An 18,716-nucleotide genomic window follows, 5' to 3' on the forward strand; every position below is an offset into this window, starting at 1 on the left:
AAAGAGAAACAGACGTGAGTGACACACATGCTCTCACCGGCCCGTTCGATACAGTGCTGGTCGCCAACCGCGGCGAGATCGCTCTGCGCGTGATCCGCACCGTGCACCGCATGGGGCTGAAGGCCGTAGCCGTTTACTCCGAGGCAGATTTCGCCGCCCCGCACGTGCACGCTGCCGACAAGGCTGTGTGTTTGGGCCCTGCCGCCGCCGCGGAGTCCTATCTAAACATCGACAAAGTTATTGACGCCGCAAAGGCGACCGGCGCCGGCGCTATCCACCCGGGCTACGGATTCCTCTCGGAGAACGCGGCCTTTGCTAAGCGGTGCGAAGACGAGGGAATCATCTTCATCGGCCCGCCGGCCGGAGCCATCGACAAGATGGGCGACAAGATCACCGCCCGCGCAACCGTGGAATCCCGCGACGTGCCGACCGTGCCCGGAATTTCCCGGCCGAACCTAACGGATCAGGAGATCATCGACGCCGCCGATTCGGTGGGCTTCCCGGTACTGATCAAGCCTTCCGCTGGCGGTGGCGGCAAGGGAATGCACCTGGTGGAGGAGCCGGAGAAGCTGGCCAGTGCGCTGGTTTCCGCCCGGCGCGAGGCCGCTAGTTCTTTCGGTGACGACACGCTGTTCCTGGAGCATTTCGTGGACACGCCCCGGCACATCGAGGTGCAGATCGTCGCCGACTCCCACGGCAACGTCATCCACCTGGGAGAGCGTGAATGTTCGTTGCAGCGCCGCCACCAGAAGGTCATTGAGGAGGCGCCGTCGGCCCTGCTGGACGAAAAGACCAGGCAGGAGATCGGCGAGGCTGCCTGCGACGCAGCTAGGGCCTGCGGCTACTGCGGCGCGGGCACCGTGGAGTTCATCGTCTCCGCTAAGCAGCCCGACCGCTTCTTCTTCATGGAAATGAACACCCGCCTGCAGGTCGAGCACCCAGTCACCGAAATGGTCACCGGTCGCGACCTGGTGGAGTGGCAGATCCGCGTGGCCCGTGGCGAGGCCTTGCCCATCACTCAGGATGACGTGCAGCTCAACGGACACTCGGTGGAAGCCCGCGTCTACGCCGAGGACGCCGCCGCAGGATTCCTGCCCACCGGCGGGTTGATCACGGGTCTTTCCTGGCCGCGCGGGGAAGGGGTTCGTGTGGACGCCGGCGTGGTGGAAGGCCAAGAGGTCAGCTCCGATTACGACCCGATGCTGGCGAAGATTATCACCCACGCCGACACGCGTGAAGCAGCCCTAGAGCGCCTGGACCAGGCGCTTTCCCACACCCGCATCGAGGGGCTCACCACCAACATCGACTTCAACCGCTTCCTGGTCACCCGTCCGGAAGTCGTGGCGGGGGATCTGCACACCGGTCTTCTCGACTCCATCGTCGAAGAGTTCCAGCCCCGGGAGGTTCCCACAGATACTTTCGCCGTCGCACTGCTGCACCTAGCTGGGGCGCTGGCTGGCGGGGCCGAAGGGGCGTCCGAAGCAAAGACTTCCGCATCCCCGCTGGGCAGTGTATGGACCGCGCGCGACGGTTGGCGCGGTGCTGGGCATCGCGCCCCGCTGCGGCTGGTGCTGGCGGACCCCAGTGGCGTCACGGCACCGGTGGAAGCCCGCGCGGAGTACAGCGACGGCATCTGGGAGGTCCAGCTCACACCACTGACCAGCGGTGAGGACGAGGATGCACGGGTACAGGCCGAGACCAGGCGCATCCGGGCAGTAGCCAACCCGCAGGGCAACGCCACCGAATGGAGACTCTCACTCGACGGTAGTCCAGCCGAAAAGTGGAGCGCCACTGCTAATGGCAGCATCACCGGCCCGCACGGCACGCATGTGGTGGAGGTGTTCTCCGGCACTGCGAACGACGCGGAGGCCAGCTCGGAAGAGTCGCCGGACATTTTGAGCCCCATGCCCGGCACGGTCATCGCCGTGGAGGCTGCCGACGGCGACGAGGTCACCGAGGGGCAGCCTGTGATCGTCATCGAGGCCATGAAGATGGAGCACACCCTCGAGGCCACCCGCGACGGGCAAGTCAAGGTCCACGCCACCGTCGGGCAGAAGGTCGGTACCGGAGAAGTCCTGGCGGAGGTCATTGTCGCCGATGGTGGCGACAGCTAAGAACCTCAATTCACACGCATCCTCCTCACCCAGCAACCCAACCCAGAAACCCAACCCAGAAACCCAACCCCGCAACCCAACCCAGAAAGAGGACCCAAACCATGAGCCAGAGCACCAAGAACCGCAACCCCTACCTCTCCGACGAGCTGCACGAGCTGCGCGACGCAGTTGAAGACTTCGCTAACCGTGTGGTCGACCCCGTCGCCGCACAGCACGACCGGGACCACACCTTCCCCTACGATGTCGTCCGCCAAATGGGAGAAATGGGGCTTTTCGGTCTGCCGATCTCCGAGGAATACGGCGGCATGGGCGGCGACTACATGGCCCTCGGTGTGGCCCTGGAGGAGCTCGCCCGCGTAGACCAATCCGTCGCCATCACCCTCGAGGCCGGAGTTTCCCTGGGCATCATGCCTATTTACCGCTTCGGCAGCGACGAGCAGAAGCAGACTTACCTACCAAACCTGGTGGCAGGTAAGAACCTGGCGGGCTTCGGCCTGACCGAGCCCGAGGCCGGTTCGGACGCAGGCGGGACCAAGACCACCGCCAAGCTCAACGGCGGCGAGTGGGTCATCAACGGCTCCAAGCAGTTCATCACCAACTCCGGCACGGATATCACCTCCCTGGTCACTGTCACTGCCGTCACCGGTCAGCGGGAGAACGGGAAGAAGGAAATCTCCGCCATTATCGTGCCTAGCGGAACTCCTGGTTTTACTGCTGAGCCCTCCTACAACAAGGTCGGCTGGAACGCCTCCGACACCCACCCGCTGACCTTCGACAACGTTCGTGTGCCGGAGAAGAACCTCGTCGGCGAGCGCGGTCGCGGCTTCGCCTACTTCCTGTCCATCCTCGAGGAAGGTCGCATCGCCATCGCTGCGCTGGCCACGGGTGCTGCCCAGGGCTGCGTGGATGAGTGTGTGCGTTACGCCAAGGAACGCACAAGCTTCGGCAAGCCGATCTCCGAGTACCAAGCCATCAGCTTCAAGGTTGCCCGCATGGAGGCCCGCGCATGGACCGCTCGCCAGGCCTGGTACGCCGCTGCGGCGAAGATGGCCGCGGGGGAGAACTTCAGCAAGGAGGCTTCCATCGCCAAGATGGTCGCCTCCGAAGCGGCGATGGATAACGCCCGCGATGCCACACAGATCCACGGTGGCTACGGATTCATGAACGAATACCGCGTTGCCCGCCACTACCGCGACTCCAAGATTCTCGAGATCGGTGAGGGCACCACCGAGGTGCAGCAAATGCTCATCGCCCGAGCTCTGGGCGTGTAGGACACACGTCGATGGGCGCGGGGACGACAAGGCGTCAATAAAAGCACCAGTAAGCAAGCGGAGAATAAAGGAGACCAGCGACAATGAGCGCAGAAAAGGAAGTTGTGCAGCGCGGCCTGTGGTTCGAGGAGTTCACCGAGGGGGTGGTCTACCGGCACCAACCCGGGCGCACCGTCACCGAGGCGGATAACACCCTGTTCACCACCATGACCATGAACACCCAGCCGCTGCACATCGACGCGGCATGGGCTGCCACGCAGGATGGCTTCCGTGGCGAGCGGCTGGTGAACTCCATGTTCACCCTGTCCACGGTGGTGGGCCTGTCCGTCAGCCAGCTTTCCCTGGGCACCATCGTGGCCAACCTTGGGTTCAGCGAGATTTCTTTCCCCGCGCCCATGTTCCACGGCGATACCCTGTACGCCGAAACGCGCTGCGTGGGTAAGCGACTGTCGAAGTCGCGCCCCGGGCAGGGCATCGTGGAGCTGGAGCACATCGGGCGCAACCAGGACGGCACCATCGTGTGCAAGGCCACCCGCAAGACCCTGATGCAGTGCGCGCCGGAAGGTTCGGGTGACGATGTCTAACACCGCATGGCTACCACAAGGCCCCGCGCTACTGTTCGCCCCGGCTGACCGCCCCGAGCGCTTCGCCAAGGCCGCCGACCGTTCCGACATGGTCATCCTCGACCTCGAGGACGGCTGCCGCGCCGAGAACCGCGCCGAGGCCAGGCAGAACGTAATCCACGCGGACCTGGATCCGGAGTGCACCATCGTGCGCATTAACCCCATCGATTCGCCCGATTTCGCCGACGACCTCGCCGCCGTCACGGACTCGCCGTTTAGGACCGTGATGGTGCCGAAGGTGGAAAGCGCTCTTGTTCTTGGTGACGCCGATTCCAACCGACGTGCGCTTCCCAAAGACTTTCGCGCAATCGCCCTGATCGAAACCCCCAGGGGCGTGGTGAACCTCACGGAGATCGCCGCAGACCCGCAGGTGGTGGCCCTGTTCTGGGGTGCCGAGGACCTCACTGCGGCACTGGGCGGGACGAGCTCCCGTTACGGTGCTGACGAGGATCCCACCCCCGGCGGCGGGCCGTCCGGCCACCCGGGAGGCTACCGCGAGGTCCCGCGCCTGACCCGTGCAATGGTGCTGCTGCACGCGGCCGCGGCGGGCATCGTGGCGCTGGATTCCATCCACGCCGATACGAAGGATACGGAAGGTGCTAGCGCCGAGGCCATCGACGCAGCCGCCAGTGGTTTCGTTGCCACCGTTTCGATCCACCCCGGCCTGGTGCCCGTCATCCGCGAGGCCTACGCGCCCACCGAGGAGCAAGCCACTTGGGCGCGCCGGGTCATCGAAGGGGCGGCCGAGAACTCCGGGGCGTTTGCGCTGGATGGCCAGATGATCGATGCGCCCCTGCTGCGCCAGGCCGAGGTGATTGCTGCCAGGATTCGCTAGTCCCCCCTTGCTGACCCCGCTTATTCACCCCGCCCATTCCGCCCGCCCACCCGACTTTGCTTCAACGCAAGATTCCTTTCCCACGAAAAGGTTGATAACCATGACTACCCCGACTCGCAACGACCGCCCGATTGTTATTTCCGACCCGGCGGATCTGGATCCCACCCTGTCGCACCAGGTTGGACGTACCGACGTAGACCTGCTGGACGAGACCATCGGCCAGTGCCTCGCCCGCATCGTGTCCGAGTATCCGGACCACGACGCGATCATCGACTTCTACGGTGATGTGCACCTTACGTACACGGAGTTCTACCGCAAGGTGCAGCGCTTGGCTTCCGGCCTGCACGCCGCCGGATACCGCAAGGGCGACCGCATCGGCATCTGGGCCCCCAACCGCTGGGAGTGGACTCTGGTGCAGTTCGCCACTGCCGAGATTGGCGCGATCCTGGTCTGCATCAACCCGTCCTACCGCCACAAGGAGCTGGTTTACGCCATGGGGCAGTCCGGCGTGAAGGGCTTGTTCTCCGCGGGCCGCTTCAAGGACTCGAACTACCGCGCGATGATCGACGCTGCGGAAAGCCAGTTCAGCCGCCACAACTACAAGGAGACGATCTTCTTCGGCTCCGAGCGCTGGGACGAGCTGGCCAACCACGCGATCCTGGACCTGAACCCGGTGCGCGAGCAGCTGCACCCGGACGATCCCATCAACATCCAGTACACCTCCGGCACCACTGGCATGGCCAAGGGCGCCACCCTGACCCACCGCAACATCCTGAACAACGGTTACCTGGTGGGGGAGACCCTGCAGTACACCGACCAGGATAAGGTCGTCATCCCCGTTCCCTTCTTCCACTGCTTCGGCATGGTGATGGGCAACCTGGGTGCTATCACCCACGGTGCAACGACGATCATCGCCGGCCCGGTCTTCAACCCGCAGTCAGTGCTGGAGGCCGTCGAGCACGGCAAGGCCACCAGCCTGTACGGCGTGCCGACGATGTTCATGGCGGAGCTCGACGAGATTGAGCACGCCAAGGCCCAGGGCAAGACCTATGACCTTTCCAGCCTGCGCACCGGCATCATGTCCGGCACCGCCTGCCCCACCCGCACGATGCGGCAGGTGATGGACATCATGAACATCAACGAAATCACCATTGCTTACGGCATGACGGAAACCTCGCCGGTGAGCCATCAGACGCTGGTGGACGATCCGATCGAGAAGCGCGTGGGCACAGTCGGCCGCCCCAACCCGCACATCGAAGTGAAGATTGTGGACCCCGAGACCGGAGAGACCGTGAAGCGTGGCGAGCAGGGCGAAATCCTGATCCGTGGCTTCCTGGTGATGCAGGGCTACTGGGACATGCCTGGTAAGACGGCGGACGCCATCGACGAGGACGGCTGGATGCACTCCGGCGACCTGGGAACGATGGACGAGGAAGGCTACGCGCGCATCACCGGACGCGCGAAGGACATGGTAATCCGCGGCGGCGAAAACCTTTACCCGCGGGAAATCGAAGAGTTCCTTATGGCGCACCCGGACATCTCCGACGTGCAGGTCGTCGGTGTACCGGACGAGAAGTACGGCGAGGAGCTGATGGCCTTCATCATCATGCGCGAGGACGCCGAGCCGTTGGATCAGGCAGCAGTTCGTGAGTTCTGTGCTGGCGACCTGACTCGCCACAAGATCCCGAAGTACGTCGAGTGCGTGGACTCCTTCCCGATGACGCTTTCGGGCAAGGTCCGCAAGGTCGAGCTGCGCGAGCACGCGGTGGAGCTGCTCGGGATCTATCAGAAGTAGGCAACAGCCCAAACAGAAAGGAAGCAACCGTGAGCACAACAGCGCCACATCATTCAAAACTGCGCACTGCCGCGGAGGCAATCGCTGACATTCAAGACGGCGCCACCCTGGCCGTCGGTGGATTCGGGGTGTGCGGCATCCCACAGGTCTTGCTTGAAGAGATAAGCCGCACGCAGGTCAAAGACCTGGAAGCGGTTAGCAACAACGCCGGCCTGGATGGCCGTGGCCTGGGGCTGCTGCTGGCGAACCACCAGCTGCGCCGCATCGTGGCCAGCTACGTCGGCGAGAACAAGGAGTTCGCCCGCCAATACCTAGACGGCGAGCTTGAGGTAGAGCTCACCCCGCAGGGCACCCTGGCGGAGCGGCTGCGTGCCGGCGGTTCCGGCATAGGCGCCTTCTTCACCCGCACCGGCGTGGGCACGCTCGTCGCCGAGGGCGGTATGCCATGGAAATACGACCAGGCAGACAAAACCCAGGTAGAAGTGTCCTCTCCAGCGAAAGAAACTCGCACCATCGACGGCGAGGACTATGTGCTGGAAACCGCTATCCGCGCTGACTTTGGGCTCATCCGCGCCGCCGTAGCCGACAAGGACGGCAACCTGCGCTTCGCCAAGACCGCCCGCAATTTCAACCCCCTGGCTGCCATGAGCGGAAAGATTTGCATCGTGGAGGCCGAAAAGGTCGTGGAGGTTGGCGAGCTCGACCCAGACGACATTCACCTGCCCGGCGTGTTCGTCCACCGAATCGTGGAACTTACCCCGGAACAGGCAGCCGACAAGATGATTGAAAAGGAGACCGTGCGATGACCGGCTGGACCAGGCAAGAAATGGCCGCCCGTGCTGCCCAGGAACTCGAAGACGGCCAGTACGTAAACCTCGGCATCGGCATGCCCACCCTGGTGCCTAACTATGTGCCGGAGGGCGTGACCGTTTCCCTGCAATCGGAAAACGGCATGCTGGGCATCGGCCCCTACCCGGAGGCCGGTCACGCAGATCCGGACCTCATCAACGCGGGCAAGGAGACAGTCACAGCATTGCCCGGCACCAGCTACTTCGATTCTGCCTTAAGCTTCGGTATGATCCGCGCTGGCAAGATAGACGTCGCCATCCTCGGCGCCATGGAGGTCAACACCCGCGGAGACATCGCCAACTGGATGGTGCCCGGCAAGATGGTTAAGGGCATGGGGGGCGCCATGGATCTGGTTGTCGGCGCGCGCCGCGTGATCGTCCTCATGGATCACACCACCAAGACCGGGGAGCCGAAGCTCATCGAGGAGCTCACGCTACCGACTACGGGCCTCGGCGTGGTCGATCGGATCATCACTGACCTTGCGGTTTTCGACCGCGACGAAGGTGGGCTGACCTTGGTGGAGCTGGCACCTGGCGTCACCAAAGAAGAGATAGAAGAAAAGACCCCAGTGCCGTTTAGGACGGCGCTGGGGTAGACCCCCAATCGGCTTCGCTGGGCCATCGTTCGTGCCATACTTGAGGGCACGACGCAGGCTTTCTTAAGCGATGACGCCACTAGTATCGAAAGTTAGGATTTATCAGATGACCTTGCAGGAAGACCCGAAGGACATTGTCGTTGTAGGCGCAGCACGCACCCCGCAGGGGCGCATGCTCGGCGCGCTGGCTAAGAAGAGCGCGGTCGATCTGGGCGCAGAGACCATCAAGGCCGTGCTGGAGCGCTCCGGTGTGTCGGCGGACGCCGTGGATTACGTGCTGATGGGCCAGGTCGTGCAGGCAGGCTCCGGCCAGAACCCGGCGAAGCAGTCCGCGGTGGCCGCAGGTATCCCGATGAACGTCCCCGCAATGACCGTGAACAAGGTGTGCCTGTCCGGCCTGGATGCCGTGATCAACGCCTCCCGCCTGATCCGCCTGGGCGATGCCAGCATTGTCGTCGCCGGTGGCCAGGAGTCCATGACGAACGCCCCGCACATCGCCGCGGGCGTGCGCGCGGGCAAGGGCTACGGCTCCCTGGCGCTGCAGGATTCCCTGGAGCGCGACGGCCTGTCCGACCCGAACGAGGGCACCGCTATGGGGCTGGAGACCGACGAGGGGAACGCCGAGCGCGGCATCACCCGCGAGGAGCAGGACGAGATCGCCGCTCGCTCCCACCAACTGGCGGAAGCAGCCACCAACGACGGCACTTTCAACGACGAGATCGTCTCCATCGAGGTCAAAGGCCGTAAGGAGACCGTGACCGTCTCCGCCGACGAGGGCATCCGCCCCGGCACCACCGCTGAGGGACTGGCCAAGCTGCGCCCGGCTTTCGTGAAGGACGGCACCATCACCGCCGCTTCTGCCTCCCAGATCTCCGACGGTGCGGCAGCCGTGGTGCTGACCACCCGCGAGAATGCCGAGGCCAAGGGACTGGAGATCCTCGCCACCCTGGGCGAGTACGGCCAGACCGCCGGCCCGGATACCAAGCTGCACTCCCAGCCGTCGCAGGCCACCGCCGCGGCGCTGAAGAAGGCAGGCTGGGAGGCCAGCGACCTGGACTTCCTGGAGATTAACGAGGCATTCGCCTCCGTGGTTGCACAGTCCATCAAGGACCTCGACTACCCGCTGGACAAGACCAACATCCACGGCGGTGGCATCTCCCTGGGCCACCCGATCGGCGCTTCCGGCGCCCGCCTGGTGGTTCACGCTGCACACGAGCTGAAGCGCCGCGGCTCCGGCAAGGCCGCCGTTTCCCTGTGTGGCGGTGGCGGTCAAGGCGACGCCCTGCTGCTGTGGCGCTAAGCCTCCGTTCGGGCAGCGGCAGCCGTACTGGCATCGGCGCCGGTACCGGGGTTTTTGCAAAGCTGCTGCCCCTAGCAGCTGGTGCGGCAGCCGTGTGCGCGTGCTGCGCCATCGCTGCCGCCGACCCGCAGACCCCCGGCGGAGCAATCCCGGAGTGCCCCACGAAGGCGTTGTTTGGTTTCAACTGCCCGGGCTGCGGCTCCATGCGCATGATCCAGGCGCTGGTGCAGGGCGATGTCGGGGAGGCTCTGCATTACAACGCGGTTGGAATCCTCGCTGTGATTTTGTTGATCTGGAGTTGGGTAGTCTGGGTCGCACGATCGTGGGGCAAACGCATTCCCAACTGGGAGCATTTCCGGCACGCTCCGCTGGCGGTGGGAGTAGTGATCGGCCTCTGGTTTATCGCTCGTATCTTGCCATTTTCGCCGTTCCTTGAACTGCGAGTGTAGATTTTCGATCCCGGGAACATTCTGGGCTGTTTTGGTATCTTAACCAAGTAATCCCCACACAGGAACCCACCATCACGAGATAAACAACGTGAAAGCTGAGGAAGCAAATGACCAATCCTTATGAGCAGAACCCTTCCAACGATGATCCTTTCGGCAAGCAGGAGAATCAGAGCGGCTATCCCTACAACAGTGGGTACGACCAGTCTCCCAACCAGGGTCAGTCCCAGGGATATGGCGGCTATCAGAGCTACTCAAACAACGCCTACCCAAACCAGTCCGCAGGTTACGGCGCGCAGCTGGGGCAGAGCTACCAGCCGGGCGTGGGCAACACCCCACCGGACAACTGGATGTGGGCCACGATTCTGACAACCCTCTTGTGCTGCCTGCCTTTGGGAGCTGTGGGTATTTACTACTCCTCCCAGGTGGAAAGTCGTTGGTACCGAGGCGACTACCAGGGCTCACAAGATGCTTCTAACAAGGCAAAGAACCTGGCCCTGGCTTCTGTAATAACCAGTGTGGTTCTCGTTGTGCTTTACTTTGTCTTCTTCGTTGGAATCTTGGGCATGAGCTTAAACGAACTATCAGACTCGTAGCAGCACCATAATTAGCGCCATGACCGGTAGCGCGAGACCCGTGGAAACCACTGCGGTGTCTCGCGCTAAAACTTTGTTCACACCGAACCGCTGAGCGTAGGTGAATACGTTCTGCCCGGTCGGGAGGGCGGCCAGAAGAACCATGGCTAGAAGCAATTGAGACGAGGCGTCACAAAGAAAAACACCATAGAACGCGGCGATGGCGGGGTGCACGACAGTTTTGACCAGCGACGCCGCCCACACAGAACGACGGGGCGATAGACCAGGCTGGAGTACGCGAACCTCCGCCATCGACATGCCAAAGGCAATGAGGGCACAGCCGACGGTGGCATCGGCGATGATTCCCAGTGGGTCGGCGATAATGCCGGGCAGAATGAAGCCCGTGTTGTGCTGCAGCAGCGAGATGACGATTCCGATTATGGCGCCGATGATGAGCGGGTTCTTCAGGATCGTCAGCACAGTAGAACGGACGAAGCTGGTGGTCTGCTTGCCGGTGCGCATGTCCAGCGCAAGCACGCTCAGCGGGCCGTAGAATCCGACCTGGAAGAGGATGACGGGGAGGGTAAGGGTGGGATCATCCATCAAGTGTGCGGCCAGCGGGATGCCGAGGTTTGAGCCGTTGCAGTAGGTGCAGGCGAGCATCGCGATGATGGAATCCTCGGTGGACCGGCGAGTAATCCAGCGATAGCTAAGGAAAGCTAGGAAGCCCGTGGTGAGGGTGGACAGTGCCACGACCAGAAGATTCGACCCGAAAAGCTGGGCGATGTCCGTCTTGGACATGAAGGTGATCAGCGTGCAGGGCAGCGCGATCCAGAACACGAACATGTTCAGGGTGTAGACCGCGTTGGGGCCCAAAAGACGAAGACGCCCTACTCCGAAGCCGATCGCGATGACAAAGATGACGACGGCGAAGCCGGAGAGGACGTTCAACATGAGGCTATGTTAAGTGTTTGCGCCTTAAGCGCAGTAATCGCGACCTTAGTTAACCCCGTAGTACGCGGACTTGTCCACCACGTAGGCGTTGGCGAACTTATCGGTGAAGGACTGCTTTTCGGGGCTTTGGCCGATGGTCACGCCCACTGCGATGTACAGCGCGAGCTGTACAAAGCCACCTACGTTTGGAATGAGTCCGAGTACGGCGCCGAGGATGTACCAGCTGTTGCGCTTCAGCGAGTCGACGGCGGACAGGTTCTGTCCATTTATGGAAATAACGCGAGCGCCGATGGCCATCTTGCCGATAGTGGCGCCCTTCTTGGCCTCCATGAGGACGCGGTAGGCCAGCCACACGATCAGCATGATCAGGCTAGAGATCGCAACCTTGCCGGTGGGGTAGGGGACGTCTACCGCATCGGGCGACTCTGCGTTCATGGTTGCCTGGAACCAATCCATCAGTTCCGCGCCGCAAATGGCGTACATCACGATGCCGCCCAAGACAACCTGCACCAACAGGCTATCGATGATCAGGGCCAGCAGGCGCTTCCAAGCACCCGGGCGGTTGCTGCCGAACATGGCACCGTTGTTGGCCGCAGCATTCGGGAATGCGGGCGCGCCATAAGCATTGGGATCGCCGGCGCCGTAGCCACCCTGCTCGGCGCCGTAACCGGCCTGCTCGGCGCCGTAGCCACCCTGTTCAGCGCCGTAGCTGTTCTGTTCCGCGTCGTAACCGGTCTGCTCGTAGGGGTTGGAGTCGCCGGAGTTTCCGCCGGTGTAGCTGTTGTAATCCGGCAGATCATTGGAACCAAAGTCGCCGTTGGGATAGTTGTTGTTATTGCTCAACTGCAGGCTTCCTAACTGTTGTTCGGCTTGCGCCCGATGTGGGGGCAGCGCCCCTTCTCAACCCGGCGGGCAAGGGGGCGCGTAAGAGTTTTACTGTGCCAGCTTAGCGAAAGTGCCACGGGTGTACGAACATCGACCGTGAACGTCGGCGCATAGATACGAAAAAGACCCACCGCCTGTCTCGCGCTTGCGCGCGGGGCGTGGGTCTTGATCGTGTCTGTTAAACGTCTTCGGGCTGGCAACCTTAGGTCGCAAGCCCCACAGGGCACAGAGGCTTAGCGGCTGTGGAAGGGCAGGAGTGCCATCTCGCGCGCGTTCTTCACGGCGGTGGCAACCTGACGCTGCTGCTGCGGGGTCAGGCCCGTCACGCGGCGAGAGCGAATCTTGCCACGCTCGGAGATGAACTTACGCAGCAGGTCGTAGTTCTTGTAGTCAACCGTCTCAATGCCCTCGGCCTTGAGCGGGTTCTTCTTCGGGCGGCGGGACTGTTCCATCCGCGCCTTCTTCATGTTGGTGCGCTTCATTGTAAAAGCTCCCCCTTACCAGCTGGACTTGCGTACGCCCGGCAGCTCACCGCGGTGAGCCATGTTGCGAACGCGTACACGGGACAGGCCGAACTTACGCAGGTAACCGCGTGGGCGACCATCGGCTGCGTCGCGGTTACGGACGCGAACCGGGGAAGCGTCGCGGGGCTGACGGTTCAGCTCCCACTGTGCATCCAGGCGCTCCTCGTCGGTGCTGTTCGGGTTCTTGATGATCTTCTTGAGCTCAGCGCGACGCTCCGCGTAGCGGGCGACGATTTCCTTGCGCTGCTCGTTCTTCGCGATCATGGACTTCTTAGCCATAAATTATCGCTCCTCGCGGAATTCGACGTGCTTGCGGGCAATCGGATCGAACTTCTTCAAAGTGATGCGATCCGGGTTGTTGCGCTTGTTCTTACGGGTGACGTAGGTGTAACCGGTGCCAGCCGTAGACTTCAGCTTGATGATTGGGCGGATATCGTTACGTGCCATAGTTAGATCTTCTCCCCACGGGCTCGGATCTTGGCAACGACAGACTCGATGCCGTCACGGTCAATGGTCTTCAGACCCTTGGTGGACACGTTCAGCGTGATGGAACGGCCCTCAGAGGGCAAGTAGAACGTACGGCGCTGGATGTTCGGGTTCCAGCGACGGTTCGTGCGGCGGTGCGAGTGGGACACAGACTTGCCGAAGCTCGGCTTGCGTCCCGTGACCTGGCAATATGCCGACATGGGTTTTCTCCTTCCGCCGGAGATCAAAGGTGCCAGCGCCGCGCACATCTAAAACCCATGGTTAGACGGGCCTTGAGTTTTACGTGGTGGGGCGCTGCATCTAGCGTATCTAGCCTAAAATCTGTCCGGCGATGACGTTTACATAGACAACAGCGGGAGCTAACGTTACCGCACTGTCGCGCCATAACCTAATCGCTGTTTCTGACGCCCCTAGGCCCCGGTTGCTTCCATTCCAGCTCGGGAAACGCGATTTTCTTTACGGCCTTATCTTTCGCTATGATAATTCCTCGTTGTGCGACCGACTTTGTTGCGCCCAGAATCCACTCGCTTAGCGGGCTGGCCTCAGGGGGCGTCCGTAAAAAAGAAGGCGCGCCGCTTTTTATGACCCGACTCAGGCACGACCCGCGCAAGTAACGCACGGGACCGACCTGTTGTACACATACCTAGGGAATAGAAGGAAACTATGAAAAAGGATATCCACCCCGACTACCACCCCGTAGTCTTCAAGGATGCGAGCACCGGACACCAGTTCATCACTCGCTCCACCGCTACCTCCGACCGCACCGTTGAATGGGAAGACGGCAATGAGTACCCGCTCATCGTCGTTGACGTGACCAGCGAGTCCCACCCCTTCTGGACCGGCGCTCAGCGCGTCATGGATACCGCCGGCCGCGTGGAGAAGTTCCAGCGTCGCTACGGCAACATGACCCGCCGCAAGAAGAAGTAAGACCTCTTCGCACCACGAAGATCACAAGAAACCTATTTCGCACCTTTAATAAGGAGGTAGAAGACAATGGCAGTACCGAAGCGCCGTATGTCCCGCGCAAACACGCACTCCCGCCGTTCCCAGTGGAAGGCCGACAACGTTGCTCTGCAGCACGTTAAGGTTCAGGGCCAGGATGTGCAGATCCCTCGCCGTCTGGTGAAGGCTGCCCAGCTGGGTCTGATCGATTTGGACTAGTCTCCGTCTAGTTCCATGCGGGCTAAGCAAAGAGCCCAGCAGCGCCAAAGCAGCGCCACCCCGTCGCACGCAGTGTGTGGCGGGGTTTTTGCGTACCCAGCGGTGCCTGACGTGGGCGGCGTTTAATCGATAACTTCCTGTGCTTTCCTTAAAAATGTCGTTGCGCGCGGGCACTGTAGCGGATTCGTAGGCACAATGGAGAACATGAAGATTCTTGTTGTAGATGATGATCAGGCAGTGCGCGAATCCCTGCGCCGATCTCTGATCTTTAACGGCTACACTGTCGTTCTGGCAACGGATGGCGAGGAAGCTCTTAAATTCATCGCCGACGAACGACCGGATCTGGCAATCCTCGATGTGATGATGCCGAAGAAGGACGGCTTGGATGTGTGCCGCGAATTGCGTAGCCACGGCGACGACCTGCCGATCCTGCTGCTGACCGCCCGCGATTCCGTGGAAGAGCGCGTAGCTGGCCTGGATGCTGGCGCCGACGACTACCTGCCGAAGCCTTTTGCGCTGGAGGAGCTCCTGGCTCGCACCCGCTCGCTGTTCCGCCGTGCGGCCCGCCCGGCGATCCAGGAAGGGGAAACCCGCGAGCCGCTGCGCTTCGAGGACCTGACCCTAAACCCGGAGACCCGCGACGTGTTTCGCGGTGACCGCCAGATCAGCCTGACCCGCACGGAGTTCGCCCTACTGGAGTTGTTGATGAACAACCCGCGCAAGGTGCTTTCCCGCACCACCATCCTGGAGGAGGTTTGGGGCTACGACTTCCCGACCTCTGGCAACGCACTCGAGGTCTACATCGGCTACCTTCGCCGCAAGACCGAGGCGAACGGTGAGACGCGACTGATCCACACGGTTCGAGGGGTGGGTTACGCGCTGCGTGAGACCGCACCGTGATCCTGCGTAGGCTCCCAGAGGATCTCCTCTCGGTAGAGTCCGACCTTACTTCCTCCGACCGGGAGGAAGCGGATGTTCGAAGCGATAGCCGGAGGGGGCGGTTAGTTCAATCCCTCCGCTTTTCTGTGCGTGGACTGTCCCTGCGCGTACGCTTGGCTGCACTGACCGCCATTGTGGTGATGCTGTGTATCGCGATTATCACCTTCTCTTCCTACGCCACCGTAAAACAGGTGCTGTCGCAGGAGATGGACAAGACGCTGCAGACTCAGGCGCAGTCCTACATCGACTCGGGATTCGAGTTCCCTGTTACCGAAACCGGGGAAGGCGAAGATTATCGCCCCCGCTTTTTCGATTCCGATAACAACATGAGCGTGCTCGTCGTCCCCGCCGAACAAGCTGGGCGGCGGGCGCCGGTGCATAAGTTCGAGGGCATTCTCAGCCCCAACGAAATCTCTGTACTTGTGGGGGACGACCCGTACACCTTCGAATCTGAAGGTGACAAGCGTAGCTTCGCCATCGCCGCCCTAGACGGTCGCGTGATTGTGCTGCGCCTTGATATCGCCTTTACCAACCAAACACTGGAATCGTTGTGGCTGGTGCTGATCCTTATTGCGGTGACTGGCTTTATCGCCTCCATCATCGCGGGTATTGCGGTGGCGAACTCGGGAATTCAGCCGATCACGCGCCTGCGCCGAGCGGCCGATGAGGTCTCCCGCACTGGTGAGCTGCGCCAAATCCCCGTGTACTCGCACGACGAGCTGGGCGCACTGACGGACTCTTTCAACAACATGATGAACGCGTTGCAAGAGGCGCAGACGAAGCAGAAAAACCTCGTTGCAGATGCTTCGCACGAGCTTAAGACCCCTCTGACGTCACTGCGCACCAACGTGGAGCTGCTGATGTTGGCGTCGCAACGAAAGGACGGCCCCGGCATCAGCGACCAGGATCGCAAGGACCTAGAGCGCGACGTGATCGCGCAGATCGACGAGATGAGCGGGCTTATTGGCGACCTCGTAGACCTTGCGCGCGAGGATTCAAACCCGGAGGTCTTAAGTACGGTTGAGATTTCTGAATTGATCACCCAAGGCATCGAGCGTGTGCAGCGCCGTCGACCCGACGTGACTTTCGATACGCACCTGATCGATTGGCACCTGCAGGGTGATTCCTTCGCACTGTCGCGCGCACTGCTGAACTTGCTGGATAACGCCGCGAAGTGGTCGCCCGAGGGCGGTGTCGTGCGCGTCTGGATGCAGCCAATTGGTAGTGAGGGTAGCGAGGCCACAGGCTCCGACGCCGACGTGCCAGCACAGCAGGAAGTGGAGATCCGCGTGGCGGATTCGGGGCCTGGTATCCCACAGCAGGATCGAGAAAAGGTGTTCGACCGCTTCTATCGTTCGATCAAGGCACGCTCGATGCCTGGCTCCGGCCTGGGGCTGGCGATCGTGAAGCAGGTCATCGAGAGGCATCACGGAGTGATCGTCGCCGACGAGTCCGATGACGGCGGTGCCCTGATGCGTGCCGTACTACCGGGGCATCCGGACTAGACGGGCAAATCAGTTAAATGCTCGCAAGAAAGGTTTGGGAACTTTTCTATACGTTTTTTCCTTAAACTGACAGAAAACCTACAGTGCGTGTAGCGCTGAACTACATACATAACAGACATACTGCATTACGGACATACCGGTCGCCATGAACGAAAGGGAAGACAATATGGGTGAGAACACGTCGGGGGCGGGGAAGCGGATGCCCGGGGAGCCGGACTTTTCTGGCGCAGGCCAGAAGGCGAACCAGAAGGCAGATCCGGTGGCAGAGTCTGGAGCAGGTGCGAGCGGCCGCGCGGACGGTCCGGCTAAAAGTCGCCCGATTAGTGGTGCAGCGAACCGTGGCCAAATTCATTGGAATGGGCAGCAGGGGCAGCCGCAGCATCCGGGGACTTATGCGGGGCCCGCTGATCCGGCTGCCGATCCGGCCGCAAGGCCAGGCGCCGTGCCGGGTGCTGGGCCAGACGCTGGTCCGAGCGGGGCGCCCACGGGACAGATGGAATCTGTCGCTCCCTACGACCCGGCCTTGGTGCCGAGTTCTTCCCCGAGTTCTTCCCCGAGCGTGGTTCCGAACTCATCCCAGAACCCGGCACTGGCTCAGAACGCGGGGGTCGCCCAGAGTGGGGGGCTAGCCCCGGAGCCAGGTGTGGATCCGGCATTGGCCCAGAACCAGGATCCACATAACGACCCCTTCATGCCGCAGCTTAATGCCCAGCCGCGAGAAAAGAAGCGCTGGTCCACTCCCGCAGTTGCAGCACTGCTGCTGGCCGGTGCGGTGCTCGCCTCCGCTGTGACTTACGTGGGTATGGACCAGCTGAATGACAATAACTCAAGCAACAATGCCACTTCGTCGTTCGACAACTCGAATAGCTCGAATAGGTCTGCGCAGGAGAAAAAGGCCTCTAACCCCGTTGAGCCGGGCAGTACTACCGACGTGGCCAACAAGGTTCTTCCCTCTGTGGTCTCCATTCAGGTCATGACGTCTCGCGGTGGCGACGAGGGGTCCGGCTCAATCATCTCCTCCGATGGCATGATCTTGACGAACAATCACGTCGTCGCCGACGCTGAGGGCGGGCGCGCGAAGATGGAGGTCGTCCTCAACGATGGCCGCGTGCTGGAGGCTGAGGTTGTCGCGACTGACCCGCAGACCGATATCGCGGTGATCAAGGCGAAGAACGTCACGGACCTCACCCCTATCGAGTTCGGCGATTCGGATGCGGTGAACGTGGGCGAGGACGTTATGGCTATCGGCTCGCCCCTGGGGCTATCCGCTACCGTCACCACCGGCATCGTATCGGCAAAGAACCGTCCCGTGCAGGCCTCCGGCGAGGACGGGGGCGAGGCCTCCCTTATCGACGCTATCCAGACCGATGCCTCCATCAACCCCGGTAACTCCGGTGGCGCCCTGGTGGATATGGAAGGCAAGCTCATCGGCATCCCATCTGTCATCGCTTCCACGGGCGGTGGCGAGGTCGCTGGTTCCATCGGTCTGGGCTTTGCCATCCCAATTAACCAGGCCGAGCGGATCTCCAAGCAGCTGATTGATAACGGCAAGGCCGAGCACCCGATCATCGGCGCGAAGGTCAACACCCGTTCTGAGGAAATGGGCGCCGTCATCGCTGACGTGAACAAAGACAGCCCCGCCGACAAGGCTGGACTGAAAAAGGGCGACCTGGTTACTCACGTCGACGAGCGCCGCGTGGATTCAGGCGTGGGTCTTATCGCCGCTATCCGCTCTCACGCCGTGGGCGACAAGGTAAAACTCAAGGTTCGGGGTCGCGATGGTGAGGAGCGAGAGGTGGAGCTGACGCTCACCACGGCCGAATAACTGCTGCCCAATCGCTGGAAATATCGCTATCCCT

Annotated in this window: 21 protein-coding genes; 15 read left to right on the plus strand and 6 right to left on the minus strand. The window is 61.8% G+C overall.

Going from position 1 to position 18,716, the window contains the following annotated elements; genetic code table 11:
• Positions 1-14 precede the first annotated feature (14 nt).
• From ACKFRT_RS00125 to ACKFRT_RS00170, 10 genes are all read left to right on the plus strand, one after another.
• The gene (locus ACKFRT_RS00125) at positions 15-2,114 is read left to right on the plus strand and encodes an acetyl-CoA carboxylase biotin carboxylase subunit (protein ID WP_408925312.1); all 2,100 of its coding nucleotides are present in this window, start codon (positions 15-17) and stop codon (positions 2,112-2,114) included.
• A 101-nt stretch (positions 2,115-2,215) separates the two neighbouring features.
• Positions 2,216-3,385, plus strand: coding sequence for an acyl-CoA dehydrogenase family protein (locus ACKFRT_RS00130; RefSeq protein ID WP_408925313.1), 1,170 nt, complete (start codon positions 2,216-2,218; stop codon positions 3,383-3,385).
• Between the two features lie 83 nt (positions 3,386-3,468).
• On the plus strand, positions 3,469-3,969 hold the full coding sequence (locus ACKFRT_RS00135) for a MaoC family dehydratase (protein ID WP_296214261.1): 501 nt from the start codon (positions 3,469-3,471) through the stop codon (positions 3,967-3,969).
• Entirely contained in the window at positions 3,962-4,843 is an 882-nt protein-coding gene (locus ACKFRT_RS00140; protein ID WP_296214263.1) for a CoA ester lyase, read from the plus strand. The genes ACKFRT_RS00135 and ACKFRT_RS00140 overlap by 8 nt, the downstream gene beginning before the upstream one ends.
• Before the next feature lie 100 nt (positions 4,844-4,943).
• Positions 4,944-6,638: an AMP-binding protein gene (locus tag ACKFRT_RS00145; RefSeq protein ID WP_408925314.1), complete on the plus strand. Its 1,695-nt coding sequence runs from the start codon at positions 4,944-4,946 to the stop codon at positions 6,636-6,638.
• 29 nt (positions 6,639-6,667) lie between these two features.
• A complete protein-coding gene (locus ACKFRT_RS00150; RefSeq protein WP_408925315.1) occupies positions 6,668-7,444 on the plus strand; it encodes a CoA transferase subunit A in 777 nt (258 codons plus the stop codon).
• On the plus strand, positions 7,441-8,082 hold the full coding sequence (locus ACKFRT_RS00155; RefSeq protein ID WP_408925316.1) for a CoA transferase subunit B: 642 nt from the start codon (positions 7,441-7,443) through the stop codon (positions 8,080-8,082). The genes ACKFRT_RS00150 and ACKFRT_RS00155 overlap by 4 nt, the downstream gene beginning before the upstream one ends.
• Positions 8,083-8,188: 106 nt before the next feature.
• On the plus strand, positions 8,189-9,382 hold the full coding sequence (locus ACKFRT_RS00160; RefSeq protein ID WP_408925317.1) for an acetyl-CoA C-acetyltransferase: 1,194 nt from the start codon (positions 8,189-8,191) through the stop codon (positions 9,380-9,382).
• A complete protein-coding gene (locus tag ACKFRT_RS00165; RefSeq protein WP_296214273.1) occupies positions 9,373-9,831 on the plus strand; it encodes a DUF2752 domain-containing protein in 459 nt (152 codons plus the stop codon). Before ACKFRT_RS00160 ends, ACKFRT_RS00165 begins: the two co-directional genes overlap by 10 nt.
• 107 nt (positions 9,832-9,938) lie before the next feature.
• A complete protein-coding gene (locus ACKFRT_RS00170) occupies positions 9,939-10,424 on the plus strand; it encodes a CD225/dispanin family protein (protein WP_408925318.1) in 486 nt (161 codons plus the stop codon).
• On the opposite strand, the gene ACKFRT_RS00175 is transcribed toward ACKFRT_RS00170, so the two are convergent.
• From ACKFRT_RS00175 to rpmB, 6 genes are all read right to left on the minus strand, one after another.
• On the minus strand, positions 10,413-11,357 hold the full coding sequence (locus tag ACKFRT_RS00175) for an AEC family transporter (RefSeq protein WP_408925319.1): 945 nt from the start codon (positions 11,355-11,357) through the stop codon (positions 10,413-10,415). The genes ACKFRT_RS00170 and ACKFRT_RS00175 overlap by 12 nt on opposite strands.
• 45 nt (positions 11,358-11,402) lie before the next feature.
• A complete protein-coding gene (locus ACKFRT_RS00180) occupies positions 11,403-12,200 on the minus strand; it encodes an RDD family protein (RefSeq protein ID WP_408925320.1) in 798 nt (265 codons plus the stop codon).
• A 275-nt stretch (positions 12,201-12,475) separates the two neighbouring features.
• Positions 12,476-12,724: a 30S ribosomal protein S18 gene (gene rpsR, locus ACKFRT_RS00185; protein WP_005293672.1), complete on the minus strand. Its 249-nt coding sequence runs from the start codon at positions 12,722-12,724 to the stop codon at positions 12,476-12,478.
• Between the two features lie 15 nt (positions 12,725-12,739).
• Positions 12,740-13,045: a 30S ribosomal protein S14 gene (gene rpsN / locus ACKFRT_RS00190; protein ID WP_005293669.1), complete on the minus strand. Its 306-nt coding sequence runs from the start codon at positions 13,043-13,045 to the stop codon at positions 12,740-12,742.
• A 3-nt stretch (positions 13,046-13,048) separates the two neighbouring features.
• Positions 13,049-13,213, minus strand: a complete 165-nt coding sequence (gene rpmG / locus ACKFRT_RS00195; protein ID WP_005279910.1) for a 50S ribosomal protein L33 — start codon at positions 13,211-13,213, stop codon at positions 13,049-13,051.
• Positions 13,214-13,215: 2 nt separating this feature from the next.
• Positions 13,216-13,452, minus strand: a complete 237-nt coding sequence (gene rpmB, locus ACKFRT_RS00200) for a 50S ribosomal protein L28 (RefSeq protein ID WP_005293665.1) — start codon at positions 13,450-13,452, stop codon at positions 13,216-13,218.
• A 463-nt stretch (positions 13,453-13,915) separates the two neighbouring features.
• On the opposite strand from rpmB, the gene ACKFRT_RS00205 reads away from it, so the two are divergent.
• The 5 genes from ACKFRT_RS00205 (at position 13,916) to ACKFRT_RS00225 (ending at position 18,682) form a co-directional block, all read left to right on the plus strand.
• Positions 13,916-14,179 carry a type B 50S ribosomal protein L31 gene (locus ACKFRT_RS00205; protein ID WP_005293662.1) on the plus strand — a complete coding sequence of 88 codons (264 nt, stop codon included), beginning with the start codon at positions 13,916-13,918 and terminating at the stop codon, positions 14,177-14,179.
• Between the two features lie 66 nt (positions 14,180-14,245).
• Positions 14,246-14,413: a 50S ribosomal protein L32 gene (gene rpmF, locus ACKFRT_RS00210; protein WP_011273951.1), complete on the plus strand. Its 168-nt coding sequence runs from the start codon at positions 14,246-14,248 to the stop codon at positions 14,411-14,413.
• Positions 14,414-14,617: 204 nt separating this feature from the next.
• Positions 14,618-15,313 carry a response regulator transcription factor gene (locus ACKFRT_RS00215; protein WP_296214281.1) on the plus strand — a complete coding sequence of 232 codons (696 nt, stop codon included), beginning with the start codon at positions 14,618-14,620 and terminating at the stop codon, positions 15,311-15,313.
• Positions 15,314-15,438: 125 nt separating this feature from the next.
• The gene (locus ACKFRT_RS00220; protein ID WP_408925321.1) at positions 15,439-16,857 is read left to right on the plus strand and encodes a sensor histidine kinase; all 1,419 of its coding nucleotides are present in this window, start codon (positions 15,439-15,441) and stop codon (positions 16,855-16,857) included.
• A gap of 166 nt (positions 16,858-17,023) precedes the next feature.
• A complete protein-coding gene (locus ACKFRT_RS00225; protein ID WP_408925322.1) occupies positions 17,024-18,682 on the plus strand; it encodes a trypsin-like peptidase domain-containing protein in 1,659 nt (552 codons plus the stop codon).
• Positions 18,683-18,716: the final 34 nt, after the last annotated feature.

It is taken from the genome of Corynebacterium jamesii, from assembly GCF_046097395.1.
GTDB lineage: Bacteria > Actinomycetota > Actinomycetes > Mycobacteriales > Mycobacteriaceae > Corynebacterium.